Source organism: Paenibacillus xylanexedens (assembly GCF_007676705.1).
Lineage (GTDB): Bacteria > Bacillota > Bacilli > Paenibacillales > Paenibacillaceae > Paenibacillus > Paenibacillus xylanexedens_C.
The window spans coordinates 1147593-1161106 of the sequence record NZ_VEBF01000002.1 but is presented as its reverse complement, the minus strand read 5'-3'; the positions used below and the strand labels follow the sequence as shown (position 1 = coordinate 1161106).

Below are 13514 nucleotides of genomic sequence, written 5' to 3'. Positions count from 1 at the left end.
CATCAGTCAGCCTGTGGGCTGGCGGGATGTCCTTTATATCGGGCAAAAACGGAAAAATGAGCAAGTGGAAGGGAGCGCTGGTGATGAATCACACGAATTTTAATGAAATGGCTGGCCGTCTGATGGTGGCACTCGATTATCCTGGAGCGGAAGAAGCTCAAGAATTGGTACAAGCTCTTGAGGGCATTCCCTGTTATCTCAAGGTGGGCATGCAGCTGTTCTACGCAGCAGGACCTGATTTTATTCGGGAGTTGAAATCGAAAGGCTACTCCGTTTTTCTGGATGTGAAAATGCATGACATTCCCAACACGGTTCGTGGCGGAGCTGAGAGTATCACACGTCTGGGTGTAGACATGTTCAATGTGCATGCAGCGGGCGGAACCATTATGATGCGTGCTGCACGTGAAGGCGCTGAGGCGGCGATTGCTGCTGATCCATCTTTACAAAGACCTGAGATCATTGCAGTCACCCAACTGACCAGTACGAGTCTGGAAACGATGAATAACGAGATCGGCATCCCGGGAAGTGTGGAAGCTGCTGTGGTTCGTTATGCAGGTCTGGCCCAAGAAGCCGGACTGGATGGAGTTGTTGCTTCCCCACTGGAAGTGCCCGCAATACGGGCAGCGTGTGGCAGTTCTTTTCACACCGTTACACCAGGAATTCGTCCAGCGGGTAGTGGTCTGGGGGATCAGACACGCGTCTTGACGCCGGGTGAAGCCATCGCCAGAGGCAGTCATTACATTGTCGTAGGCAGACCGATTACAGGCGCTCCCAATCCGCGAGAAGCGGCAGAAACCATTTTGAAGGAGATGTTGAACGCATGATCGAACTAAATGAGATTCCAAATCATATTGCTTCCCAACTGTTGAAAATCAAAGCTGTGGCATTGCGTCCGCAGCAGCCATTTACATGGACATCCGGCATCAAATCACCGATATACTGCGATAACCGGTTAACGATGTCCTATCCCGAGATTCGTAACGATATTGCTGAAGCCTTTGCAACGATCATTCGTAACCAATATCCGGATGCAGAAGTTATTGCAGGTACGGCAACCGCAGGTATCCCGCATGCTGCCTGGGTGGCCCAGAAGCTGAATCTGCCGATGGCCTACATTCGTGATAAAGCCAAAGGACACGGTAAGGAGAACTTGATTGAAGGTCTGATTGCCGAAGGGCAGAAAGTGGTTGTCATCGAAGACCTGATCTCTACAGGCGGCAGTTCGATCAAAGCGGCAGAAGCCGTACGCGTAGCAGGTGCAACACCTCTCGCCGTGCTTGCTATCTTCAGCTACCAGCTGGATAAGGGTGTTAAAGCATTCGAAGGCGCAGGAATTCCACTTCAGACGTTGTCCAATTACACGGCTCTGATGGATGTGGCTTTGGCTCAGGGAACGATTCAGGAGAGTGACTTTGAATTGCTCAAATCCTGGCGTGAAGATCCTTCTTCATTTGGTAAATAATATCATTGATAGCTCAAAAAAATGTTCATGACTGAACAGTATCAAAATTGTAATACTTGCTGTCATAACGGCAAAACCATCGAATATCAAGAGGCATCCCGCACTTTGGGATGCTTTTTTCGTTTGTTCATCAAAATATTAACTTTTTCCCGCTACCGTTGTAAAAAGCTTGTAACTTTTAGTTGGGATCGGTCGTTTATAATTCAGTGTAGGATGGAACAGATTTCTAATTTTAGGTTTTTTGAAGAAATGAACGGGATTTTAAGAAAGGATGAGCGTGATTGCTGGCATGAAGAATTTATTTTCCAGAAAGAGATCTGCCAAGAGCCAGTCAGGCGATGAACATCAACAGGGGGAAACACCGTTGGAGGCATCGACGGAGTCGGGGGAAAATACATACATAAGTGAACCTGCGTACCCGACAAGTGAAGCATCTTTATCTGAAAATGAAATTGGTTCGGATGAAGTGGCTGCAACGGCTGTCACTACCGTTGATGAACCCCAGAAGAAGATCAAACCAAAGAAGGATATGCTGCCTCCATATGATGGACCTGTACTGGAGGTTCGTAATGTACATCGCAGTTTCCAGACAGGCAGTCGCATCATCCATGTGCTCAAAGGCATTGATATGGAAGTGAATCCGCAACAACTGGTCATGCTGAAGGGGCGTTCAGGTTCAGGCAAAACAACGTTGCTGAATATGCTCGGTGGATTGGATCAGCCTTCAAGTGGAGACATTCTGTTCTCCGGTCAGCCTCTTCAGGATTGGGGAGACCGGCGGCGAACCGCTTTGCGGCGCAAGGAGATTGGTTTTATTTTTCAGGCGTATGCACTAATGCCCTTATTGTCTGCTTGGGAAAATGTAGAGTTGTCGCTGCGAATGGCGGATGTGCCACGAGCGGAATGGAAGGACAGGGTTGGTCATTGTCTGGATCTGGTTGGACTATCCAAACGGGTGAAGCACCGTCCTTTTGAGATGTCCGGGGGAGAGCAGCAGCGGGTGGCTATAGCCAAGGCGATTGCCCACAGACCCAGATTGTTGCTTGCGGATGAGCCTACAGCGGAACTGGATTCCAAGATGGGCGCACAGGTTATGGCGGTATTCCGCAATATTATTGAAGTAGAACAAGTAACGATATGTATGACAACACACGATCCTACTATTTTGGAGGTTGCGGACCATGTTTATGAAATGGCGGACGGCAGATTTATCAAGTAAAGGGGCCGCTCCGAAGAGGGGGAAACGCGCAGCAATTATTGTACTTGGTGCGATAATGGTTGCAACGATGTCCGGCTGCTCATTGCTGCCGTCAGAAACAGAGGAAGAAGTGCTGCCACCAATTACGCCGCCAACCATCTCCAAGAAACCGGAATATGAAGTCCGGACGGAAACGTTGGAGAAAAAAGTAAGTGGTAGCGGCAAGATGATGAGTCAGCGGGAAGAGAAGGTGTACTTTACGCTTGATGGCATGCATGTCAAAGAGTTAAATGTTAAACCGGGGGATAAAGTGAAAAAGGGTCAACTTCTCGCTGTACTCGATGTGGAGAGTGTAGAGAAGGAAATCCGTGGCAAGAAACTTCAGATTCGCAAATCCGAAGTTCAAATGAAGGAAACCCTTCGCAAGAAGGATGAGATGGACCCGGTGGAGTTCGAAGAAGCAACGATTGCGTTTGAAGAACTGCGCCAGGAACTCGCTGATCTGGAGGAACAACTGGGCAAAGCCACGTTGACTGCTCCGTTTGGTGGCACCATTATTGCAGTGCAGGTAGAGAAAGGCGCAGCCGTGAAAGCGTATGATCCGATTGCTACGATTGCGGATACATCGAATCTGGTTGTGGCAGCTACCTTTGCCAAAGAAGATCTGGAGAAGTTCTCAGCTGGTATGAAGGCAGAAGTAGATATTAATGGAGCAGGTAAAGTTGCTGGCAAAATTAAAGTCATGCCTATCGCGGAAGCATCGGGAAGCGGTAGTGGCGAAGGAACTGGTGAAGGCGGTACACCTCCTACGAAAGAAACACTGGATAAGTATGTTATCGTTACACTTGCAAAAATGCCAAAAGGTGTGGAACGTGGGACACCACTATCGGTCTCCATCGTAACGCAGCGTACCGAGAACGCGATTGTGATTCCTGTATCCGCTTTACGCTCCATCGGTTCAAGAACGTATGTGCAAGTGGTGGAGAGTGATGGCAGCAAGCGTGAAGTGGACGTTGAAGTGGGTCAGCAGACGTCGACAGATGTTGAGATTCTGAAAGGTCTGACCGTAGGCCAGAAAGTAGTGGGACGCTAATGGGGCTGCCATTGCTTCGGCTGCTGTTCCGCAAAATGTGGAACACACGCTGGATGACCTTCAGCACACTGATCGGATTGATTGTGGCGGTAGCGTTCACCGTCAGTATTCCAATGTATGCCGATGGTGCGCTGAAACGGGTCGTCGCGCAGACACTGCAGGATAATAGTGAAGGATTGCCAGCCGGTTCGTTGCTTATGAGTTATCAGGCACCCGGTGGCGTGAAGACAGATACACGGGGTCTGGATGAAGTAGATCGTTATATTCGTGAGGATGTTCCTCGGGATATCGGGTTTCCTTTTCATACGTATGTGAATTCCAGATCCATTCGCAGCACAGAGGTGAGCCCGGAAGATCCAACCAAAGTGGACGCCAGCCGGGTGCGCAGTATGAGTATGGGCACGATGAGTGGACTGGATGCGCAGGTGAATTATTCTGCCGGAGTGAAACCTGGCAACCAGGTTAAGGACGATATCATCGAGGCAGTCATGTTGGAAGAAGGCATGTACCGTAACGATCTGCATATCGGCGATATTCTGGAATATCCGGTGTATAGCGGCCTTGATATCACTTTACGTGTGAAGATTACGGGGTCCTTCAAGGCAGATGATCCAAACAGTCCTTACTGGGTACAGGGATTTGACGGCATGATGAATGGACTTTATGTGGATGAATCGGTCTTTAATGATGTATTACTGAAGGAAAAAGGAATTCCACTTCAGAATTCACGTTGGTATTATGCCTTTGATCTGAAAGAAATTCAAACCAGCCAATTGTCAGGTCTGACTTCCATGCTGGAAAGGCTGGACATCGATCTGTATCAGCGGTTGAAAGATACGAAAGTGGACATCACCTTCGGTGATCTGCTCAAGCAGTTCCGCAGTCAGAGTCTGCAACTGCAGACCATGCTGTTTACCTTGGCAGCACCGATGATTGCAATGGTCTTTTATTTTATTGCGATGAATGCCAGACAGTCATTACAGAAGCAAGAAAGTGATATTGCGGTATTGCGCAGCCGCGGAGCTTCAGCTCGGCAAATATTTTCTCTCTATCTGCTTGAAGGCATATTTCTGGGCGTAATTGCGCTAATTATCGGACCGTTACTCGGTTGGTTTATGGCTAAAAGTATCGGTTCAGCGAGTGGATTTCTATCCTTCGTTGATCGGAAGTCGATTCCGATTGGCGTATCCAAAGAAGCCATTCTTTTAGGCGTGGCAGCAGTACTTGTTGCCATCATTGCGTCCCTGATTCCGGCGATAACCTACGCACGAGCAACCATTGTATCGGCCAAGCGGCGGCAAGCACGGACAGACCGTGCTCCAGTATGGCAGCGCTGGTTCCTGGATGTTGTATTGCTGGGTCTGGCTGGATACGGATACTATCTGTTCTATGAACGTCAGATGTTGACCTTCCAGACCGGAATGACAACCGATCAGCTGCAGGTACAGCCGTTTCTGTTCTTTGTACCCGCACTCGCGATCTTTGCGCTCGGACTATTCTTCCTGCGCTTGTTCCCGTGGATTTTAAAGCTCATCCAGCTGATCGGACGCAAATTTCTCCCGGTCCCGCTGTATCTGACATTAACGCAGTTATCACGTTCGTCTTCTTCTTATTATCCGTTGATGATCCTTCTTGTATTGACACTGGGACTTGGGGTGTACAACTCGGCTGCGGCTCGGACCATTGATCTGAATTCTACCGAGCGTACCCTGTATCGTTATGGTTCTGATGTGATTATGCAGACTGTGTGGGAAGGAACACCTGAGGTTAAACCCGGTGGTTCCGGACAGAATGGCGGTACGGGTGGAGGTCAACAAGGTGGTGGCAATGGAGGCGGAGGTTCTGCTGGTGGTGGTTCCGGCGGAGGCAATGGCGGTGGAGGTGCTCCAGGTGGTGGCGGCGGTTCTTCGCAGCCATCCAAAGTCATCTACTCTGAACCTCCATTCGAGGTGTTCCGCAGATTAGACGGGGTTGAACATGCAGCACGAGTGCTGCAGACCAAAGGCAATATTATCGTCTCTGGTAAATCAGGCGGACAGGGGATGCTGGTCGGAATTGATAATGTGGACTTTGCTCAAGTGGCGTGGTTCCGCAACGATCTGTTCCCGGCACATCCCTACAAGTACCTTGACTTGCTTGGTAAATATGAAGGGGCTGTATTGATCTCTTCCAAATTTGCTGACAAGTTCAAGCTGAAAACCGGAGACCTCGTCTCGATGGGTGTGCAGGGACAGGCGATTGAATTCGTCGTGTTCGGGATCATTCCTTACTGGCCAGCCCAGTATCCGGATCAGATGCCATTTTTCGTGGCTAATCTGGATTATATCTATGATCAGGTGCCTCTGATTCCTTATGAGGTGTGGCTGAAAATGGAACCGGATGCCAAAGTGGCTCCATTAATGGAGAAGCTCGCAGCAGAAGGTATTGAGTTATCGTCTGTGCGTGACGTACGCACCGAATTGGTATCTCAGGGCAAACATCCGTCACGGGGCGGCGTATTCGGGATTCTGAGCCTTGGTTTCCTGGTATCCGTTATTATCTCATTGATTGGATACGTGCTGTACTGGTTCTTCAACCTGTCCGGACGTGTTGTGCAGTTTGGTGTATTACGAGCCATGGGCTTATCCCGGGCACAACTGAGCGGCATGCTGCTGCTGGAACAGGTGTTCACAGCGGGACTGTCGATCCTGCTAGGTATTGGGATTGGTCAGGTATCCAGTCGTTTATTCCTGCCATTCCTGCAAACGACGGATAATGTATCTGCTCAGGTACCTCCGTTCCGGATTGTCTTTGAACAGCAGGATATGTTGCAACTGTATGGCGTTACCGTGGTGATGTTGGTCATCGGTGCAACGATGTTGCTCTGGCAGATTCGCAGGCTGCGGGTTCACCAGGCGGTCAAAATGGGAGAGGAGAGGTAAACGTGATCCAATGCGAAGGACTTGTCAAAATTTTTAAATCCAGCGATGTGGAAGTCGTTGCCCTTCAGGGCCTCAACCTGACTGTCAATCAAGGTGAAATGATGGCGATTATCGGTAACAGTGGTAGCGGTAAATCCACACTGCTGAATATTCTGGGTGGACTTGATCGTCCTACTGCCGGTACGGCTGTTGTGGGAGACTGGGATCTGCTCAAGATGACGGATGCCCAATTGGTCGAGTACAAACGGCATACGGTAGGGTTTATTTGGCAAAATAACGGTCGTAACCTGCTGCCTTATCTCACGGCACTGGAAAATGTGGAGACACCCATGATTTTGGGCGGCAAACGTGATCGTGCTTATGCAAAACAATTGCTCGAATGGGTAGGCCTTAAGGATCGGATGCATAACAAATTGCATCAATTGTCAGGAGGAGAACAGCAACGGGTAGCGATTGCGATCTCATTATCCAATCGTCCCAAAATTCTGCTTGCAGATGAACCAACAGGTTCGGTCGATTCCGAGACGTGTGACACGATCATGGGCATTTTCCGAAGAATGAACAAGGAGCTCGGTGTTACGATTGTCATCGTTACCCATGACTTAACGCTTGCTGGTAAGGTAGACCGGATCGTTGCGATTCGGGATGGCTTGACGAGTACCGAGTTTGTGAAGCGTAACCCAAATCTGGATGATGAGCATAGCTTGTCCGAGGCGGGTATGCCAGACATCCATGAAGCATTCGTCATTATAGACCGTGCAGGACGACTTCAGGTGCCGAAAGAGTATCTGGAGGCCTTATCCATTGATAACCGGGCTACATTGGAATTTGACGGTGAACGCATTGTCATTACACCGCCAAGATAATATTAGAGGGGGAACTGGGAGATGAAGAACAGTATGTGGGGAAAACGTGTGCTGGCTGTCATGGCTACAGCAACACTGGCACTGCCGCTGATTGCTGGTTGTACTGCAAGCGAGGCCAAGGATACAGAGCAACGTGTATTGCGTGTGGCTACAATGTGGGGAGGACAGGATGACAGTTACTTCCGTCAGCAATTTACCGATGCTTTTGAACTGACACATCCCAATGTAACCATTGAGATTGTAGCCGCCGTTGATCAGAGCAGCATGTATGGGTATGGCAACACGGAAGAGCAGCAGGAAGCTCCGGATACGATGGAAAGTCTGAAGAAGATTATGACTGGCGATAACCCGGTTGACGTCATCGTTGCCGATACTTCTACAGTCAAATCATTAATTCAGGAAAATCTGGTAAAACAGCTGGACCCGTTGATACAGGAAGACAAGTTTGACACCAGTGACATTGTTCCTAGTGTACTGGAAGGAATTAAAGACCTTGGGGATCAGAGCATCTATGCCTTGACACCAACGTTCTCCTCCTCCGCTTTGTTCTATAACAAGGGCATGTTTGAGAAAGCAGGCGTGGAACCACCCACGGACAATATGACGTGGGACGATATTTTCAATCTGGGTACACGGCTTACAAAAGGGGAAGGTAAAGACCACGTATTTGGTTTCTCCTTCACCACATATCAAGGTGGGTCTCCTTACCATTCCATGCAGCAGTACTACAGCTCTTTGCAGCTGAAGACGTTTGACGACAAAGCAGAGAAGATGACAGTAGATTCTCCTCAATGGGAGAAAGTATGGAGCACCATCAGCAAACTTGCGATTGACAAAGTTATTCCTAAAGGCGACGAACCACAGGATCAGGATCCGAGTGGACGTTATGATCCAGTTCAGGGTGATCTGTTCCTGAGTGGCAAGGCAGCCATGGTTATTGGTGATTATAGCTATATTAATCAATTAATCGATGCGAATAAAAATGCAGATAAAATGAAAGATTTTACGAAGGTAGATTGGGATGTTGTAACACCCCCAGTTCACCCGGAAGCTCCTGAAATTGGGGGAAGTATCTATTTGAGCAATCTCATGACGATCAATAGTGCGGCTCAGAACCCGGATGATGCATGGGAATTGATCAAGTACATGAACAGTGAAGATTGGGCCAAGATCAAGGCACGCAGCAGTTATGAGATGGTATCCCGGAAGAGCTTCATTAAACCAAAAGATGGCTTGGATTATAACATTCAAGCATTCTACTCCCTGAAGCCTATTCCGCCAACGAATACCAATCTGGATAAACTGTATCAGAAATCCCCAGGCTTATGGCAAGTAAGCGAAAAAGGGATGGAATACTTCAATCAAGTAATTGAGAACAAAAAGACTCCAAAAGAAGCGCTTGGCGAGTGGGCAGCTAAAGGTAACGAGATGCTGGAGAAATTGAAAAAAGACCCTAAAGCCACGTTTCAATGAGATTTGATGATGTAGCCCGATCATGACGAGGATAGCCGCTGAAGATTTTAATCTTTGGCGGCTATTTTTATGTGAAATGGGGTATTCTACAAAAAGCAGGAATAAATGACGACTCCGGAAAGGACGAGCGGTATGCACTGGGTATATTTCAGCAAGTTGTATGCAACCAAATTTCAGGCAGGATGTCTGGCCAAACGTATGGAACAGGACGGATGGATCTATGGTCACAATGAACCGGCAGAAGTCGAAGTGTATCGTTCACGCAAAGGTCGTTATGGTGTACGTTTTATTCCCTGACATTACCCCTTGACTTATTAGGGTAGTATGGTGTATATTAATTAAGTCGCTGTTTTAATATTTCTTACTGACGCGGGGTGGAGCAGCCCGGTAGCTCGTCGGGCTCATAACCCGAAGGCCGCAGGTTCAAATCCTGCCCCCGCAATTTAGTTTCACTTGGATGATTCACAGCCATCATCTGCACGTTATACATTATGTCTAGGGCCCTTAGCTCAGTTGGTTAGAGCGGTCGGCTCATAACCGATTGGTCACAGGTTCGAGTCCTGTAGGGCCCATACTCTTGAAACCCTTGCTCAGCAAGGGTTTTTTTCTGTCTTCATTTAGGGGCTGGGTCAAAAGGTAAAAAGTCATCATCCTCAAGGGATTGTTGGTATGCCCTTTTTTGCGAATCTCAATGTATGTCCATGCCGTACATCAAATCTCGCATATACTATCCTATCCCACACACAGGAGGTAGATTTCATGAGTCAATTTATTGATGCAAGAACCTCGCAGAATGCGAGTTTGGCAGGATCAATCTCCATACCAATCCTTGTAGTTAACACGCCTCAGTTATTTGGACAGATTGGTTTGATAACCACTGCTGGCATTGGAGCAAACCCACGGGTTCAGTTCAAGGGAACTGTGTCTGTGCAACTTCCATTGGCGGTTGCTGGAATAACCATTACGATTGTCAGAGGAACTGCGCCAACAGACCCTGTCATTTATTCTGCAACTTCTACGTTTAGCTTGAGCATCCTGGCACCTCAGATTATTACCTTCTCTGCCGATGACTTCAATCCGCCAATCACACCGCAATTGACGTATACTGCATTTGTGAGCTCTAACTTGTTGGGAACAGTCCGTGTTGGCCCTGAGAACTTCGACGGAGTCTTGTTTTCCGATTAATGTTGAGTGTACCTGCTCCAAAGTGGATTAGATCATTCATTTTCTTAAAATGAAGGACATCACAGGCCTGCCCTCAAAAGCAGGTTTTTTTCTTGTTGAAAGGGAACACTGAACTCCATCGAGTTGACAAGGTTCTATGATATAATACATTACAGAGATTGGAATGGTATTCGATAATAAAGTGATACGTGAACATCTAAGAATCTTATGAAATTATAGATAGAAAGCAGGTTTAACGTTTAATGACGTCAAATGAAATTCAACGTTTTCGTTACAGCGAAGCTCCGGTCTGGGATTGGCAGCGAGCTTACTATGAACAGAAAGGGCTAGAGGCTTGGACTGAGAATCAGGTGCCTCAATATATTACCAGTAATCCAATGATTGCAACGGCGTATGCAGAGATGATTTTTGGTTTTCTCCAGGACCTCGCGAACAAGGGACAGATCACCGAGACTGTGACCATTCTGGAACTTGGGGCGGGAGTAGGGCGTTTGGCACATCAAATCCTCGTTAAACTGATCGAGTTAAAGGATTTTGCCGGAATAGAGTTACCTCCATTCAGATATGTGATGACTGATCTTGTAGCGGAGAATGTGCTAGGCTGGAAAGAGCATCCATCGATGCAATCCTTTATTCACCAAGGGATATTGGATTTTGCGCGTTTTGACGCTGTAGAAGATACGGAGTTAAAATTGGTCGTCGCAGGTACGGTTATTCAGCCGGGTAATCTGAAACAACCGTTGTTGTTGATTGCCAATTACTTTTTTGACAGCATCCCGCAGGAACTAATCTATATTGGGGATGGCGAGATATATGAATGTGATCTGCTTGTTCAGTCTCCGGATCATCGTGAACTTGATCCCGCTGAGATGCTGAAGAACATGACGCTGAATTATGAGTATCGCCGGGCGCCCGAATACAGTGCAGATAACTATCCGTATTCGGAGCTGATCACATTGTACAAGGCAGAGCTGGAGGATTCACATATTCTTTTTCCTGCCATCGGCTTGTCCTGTCTTGAACGGTTGAACAAATTGTCACAGTCAGGTTATGTGTTGATTACCGCTGATAAAGGGGATCATCGGCTGGATAACTGGAAGTTCGCAGAGCCACCTGAATTCGTTCTTCACGGGAGTTTTTCTCTAACAGCCAACTACCATGCGATTCAATATGTCCTGGAACAAAAGGGTGCCTATACTCGATTCACGACACATCATTATAAAGATCTGAATGTTGGGTGCATGTTGATGGTGGAAGAACCGATGAATTATGTGAACACGCGGTTAGCCTATCATCGATTTGTTGAACGTTTTGGACCAGATGACTTTTTCAGCATGAAACAATGGGTAGACTCTCGAATAGAGAGTATGGAGTTGAAGCATATTTTACCATTTTGGCGTCTGGGCGGATATGATGCTGAGTTCTTGATCCACAGTGCTACGCATATTTCCAGCCTTCTTCCTGATGCAAGTGATGAGGAAATGCTCGATATTCAGTCTGGGATTCATACGATGTGGTCGTCCTACTATGTGATGGAGCAGCAAGGGGGACTGGCATTTCTGGCAGGGCAGTTATTGTATGAGATGTATATGTATGAGGATGCCAAACGGTTTCTTGAGATATCGTTGGTTGCAGATCCAAGTAACCATAATCCGGCAGTCTTGTACGACTTGGCTGTATGCTGTTATGAACTTGAACTGGAAGAAGAAACCCTGGCTTATACCCATAAAGTACTGGCCCTGGAACCTGATCATGAAGAGGCAGCAGCGTTACTCCAGAGTTTCGAGTTGATTTGAACAAAGTAATTGTAATCTTGTCTTGTCTCCTGTATGTATGAAATGGGTATGTTTATATAGAAATTGAAACGTTTAATAGACGATCATCGTATTACTGGGATATTAAACCAATTACCTATTTCCAACAGAAGGAGACAGAACTATGAAGAAAATGTTATCCGTTGCATTGTATCCATTAGCTTGGGTACTGGGGGCACTAAGTGTTTTATCAGGAAATGCAGACAACGCTCTATTGGTGAAAGATATCGCTACAGATCGAAGCTATGATGGACAGGCTGTATATGATAATATTGAACGTAGAAATGCCTAACTACATACCATTGAACTGTAAAGGTAATTGTTTCAGCGATTAATGGCTTTAGAACAATTACTCTTGAAGCGAAGTACGATGAGCAGGAATCTGTTCGTCCAACCTTTAAGCCGGTTTCGTACCTTATTTGGGTATGAACCGGCTTTTATTATTGAATGGGGGATGCCAGTTGAAGATTATCATTGGACAACCGAGGCTCGAACAGCATTTGCTGCAGCTTGAAGCCGAACTCAAGCAACACCCTGATGCAGATGTATTGTTCTTTCCTGAGGGTTATCTGAACCAGAATGTTGAGGAAGCTTGCCGCCTTGCGGCTGGATACGGAACCATGATTGTATCAGGTCATCGCAGACTGGACGAACGTCCGAAGGACCGATCAATCATCATCAATAAGGCTGGAGAGATTGTCTTGGAGAAAACCAAATACACACCTGCTGAAGTGGTTGAAGAACAAGGGTGGGTGATAAGCACTTTATTGTGTGATGAGCTGGTGCTGCAAGGATTTCGCAACGAAAATATAGGACACGTGGACATCATTATGCATTCGATTGGTGTAGGCATGTTCAGTGAAGAACAGTATAGCGAATGGGTCGAAGCGGCTCGGCAGATTGCCTTGCAGCATCAATGCGTCGTTATGGGGACAAGCCATGCGGATGGTTCATACCGCGATAGCGAGATCTCCATTTCCATCGCCTATTGTATAGCGCCGGGCGGAGAGGTTGTTCTGGCATCTCATAGTGATACACGTACTCGTACGATTCTTCTGAATAGAGGAGATTTAGCTCCTTCAAGTCACACGACGCAAGAAAACCGAATGAATATTACTGTCAGTCCATCCTTTTAAAGCATGGGGCGTAAATCCAAATGAATGGGCTGATGAACTTGCCGAATCGCCCGGTCACTTGTGCAGAATACGCATATGTTATGGCATACCTTGAAATTCAAAGGAGGCCAATCAAATGAGTCAAGTTGGATACGGTTGTGGTGGTAATGTTGGAGGATTTGGCGGCGGATGGACTTCTACAAGCGCAATTCTCGTACTGTTCATTCTGCTCGTAATCATCACAAAATCTTTCTGGCTGTAAGTCACGTATAGAATCGTGCAGGCAATGGCTCCGCTGAGACTTCAGCGGGGCTTTTCCTGTTAAAAGAAGTGTAGTATGACATTCGTGACATTTGACAACTGAAAACAATGTGCTTAAAATCACAT

The 13514-nt window shown here is 47.2% G+C and carries 13 protein-coding genes and 2 tRNA genes; all 15 read left to right on the top strand.

Translation table 11 applies throughout. The features are described 5' to 3' along the window. Positions 1-56 precede the first annotated feature (56 nt). The 15 genes from pyrF (at position 57) to FS628_RS15120 (ending at position 13389) form a co-directional block, all read left to right on the top strand. Positions 57-824, top strand: a complete 768-nt coding sequence (pyrF, locus tag FS628_RS15185) for an orotidine-5'-phosphate decarboxylase (RefSeq protein ID WP_440131280.1) — start codon at positions 57-59, stop codon at positions 822-824. Next, positions 821-1462 carry an orotate phosphoribosyltransferase gene (pyrE, locus tag FS628_RS15180; protein ID WP_145323133.1) on the top strand — a complete coding sequence of 214 codons (642 nt, stop codon included), beginning with the start codon at positions 821-823 and terminating at the stop codon, positions 1460-1462. The genes pyrF and pyrE overlap by 4 nt, the downstream gene beginning before the upstream one ends. Before the next feature lie 271 nt (positions 1463-1733). Beyond that, positions 1734-2681 carry an ABC transporter ATP-binding protein gene (locus tag FS628_RS15175; protein ID WP_145323131.1) on the top strand — a complete coding sequence of 316 codons (948 nt, stop codon included), beginning with the start codon at positions 1734-1736 and terminating at the stop codon, positions 2679-2681. Further along, positions 2644-3753 (top strand): efflux RND transporter periplasmic adaptor subunit, encoded by a 1110-nt coding sequence (locus FS628_RS15170; RefSeq protein ID WP_145323115.1) that lies wholly within the window; start codon positions 2644-2646, stop codon positions 3751-3753. Before FS628_RS15175 ends, FS628_RS15170 begins: the two co-directional genes overlap by 38 nt. Further along, positions 3753-6674: an ABC transporter permease gene (locus FS628_RS15165; RefSeq protein ID WP_145323114.1), complete on the top strand. Its 2922-nt coding sequence runs from the start codon at positions 3753-3755 to the stop codon at positions 6672-6674. The genes FS628_RS15170 and FS628_RS15165 overlap by 1 nt, the downstream gene beginning before the upstream one ends. A 2-nt stretch (positions 6675-6676) precedes the next feature. Next, positions 6677-7540 carry an ABC transporter ATP-binding protein gene (locus tag FS628_RS15160; RefSeq protein WP_145323112.1) on the top strand — a complete coding sequence of 288 codons (864 nt, stop codon included), beginning with the start codon at positions 6677-6679 and terminating at the stop codon, positions 7538-7540. Between the two features lie 21 nt (positions 7541-7561). Beyond that, positions 7562-9013, top strand: coding sequence for an ABC transporter substrate-binding protein (locus FS628_RS15155; protein ID WP_145323110.1), 1452 nt, complete (start codon positions 7562-7564; stop codon positions 9011-9013). A 105-nt stretch (positions 9014-9118) separates the two neighbouring features. After that, entirely contained in the window at positions 9119-9310 is a 192-nt protein-coding gene (locus FS628_RS15150) for a hypothetical protein (RefSeq protein WP_047843730.1), read from the top strand. Between the two features lie 71 nt (positions 9311-9381). Continuing rightward, positions 9382-9455: transfer RNA gene (locus FS628_RS15145), tRNA-Met, on the top strand. 56 nt (positions 9456-9511) lie between these two features. Next, positions 9512-9585 (top strand) — tRNA-Ile (locus FS628_RS15140). A 187-nt stretch (positions 9586-9772) separates the two neighbouring features. Next, positions 9773-10198, top strand: coding sequence for a hypothetical protein (locus FS628_RS15135; protein WP_145323108.1), 426 nt, complete (start codon positions 9773-9775; stop codon positions 10196-10198). A gap of 242 nt (positions 10199-10440) precedes the next feature. Beyond that, a complete protein-coding gene (locus tag FS628_RS15130; RefSeq protein WP_145323106.1) occupies positions 10441-11994 on the top strand; it encodes a tetratricopeptide repeat protein in 1554 nt (517 codons plus the stop codon). A 142-nt stretch (positions 11995-12136) separates the two neighbouring features. Next, positions 12137-12304 (top strand): hypothetical protein, encoded by a 168-nt coding sequence (locus FS628_RS31395; protein WP_186327826.1) that lies wholly within the window; start codon positions 12137-12139, stop codon positions 12302-12304. Positions 12305-12473: 169 nt separating this feature from the next. Next, positions 12474-13148, top strand: coding sequence for a hypothetical protein (locus FS628_RS15125; RefSeq protein ID WP_145323104.1), 675 nt, complete (start codon positions 12474-12476; stop codon positions 13146-13148). Positions 13149-13263: 115 nt separating this feature from the next. Next, a complete protein-coding gene (locus tag FS628_RS15120) occupies positions 13264-13389 on the top strand; it encodes a sporulation protein YjcZ (RefSeq protein ID WP_083657089.1) in 126 nt (41 codons plus the stop codon). The last annotated feature ends 125 nt before the right edge of the window (positions 13390-13514 follow it).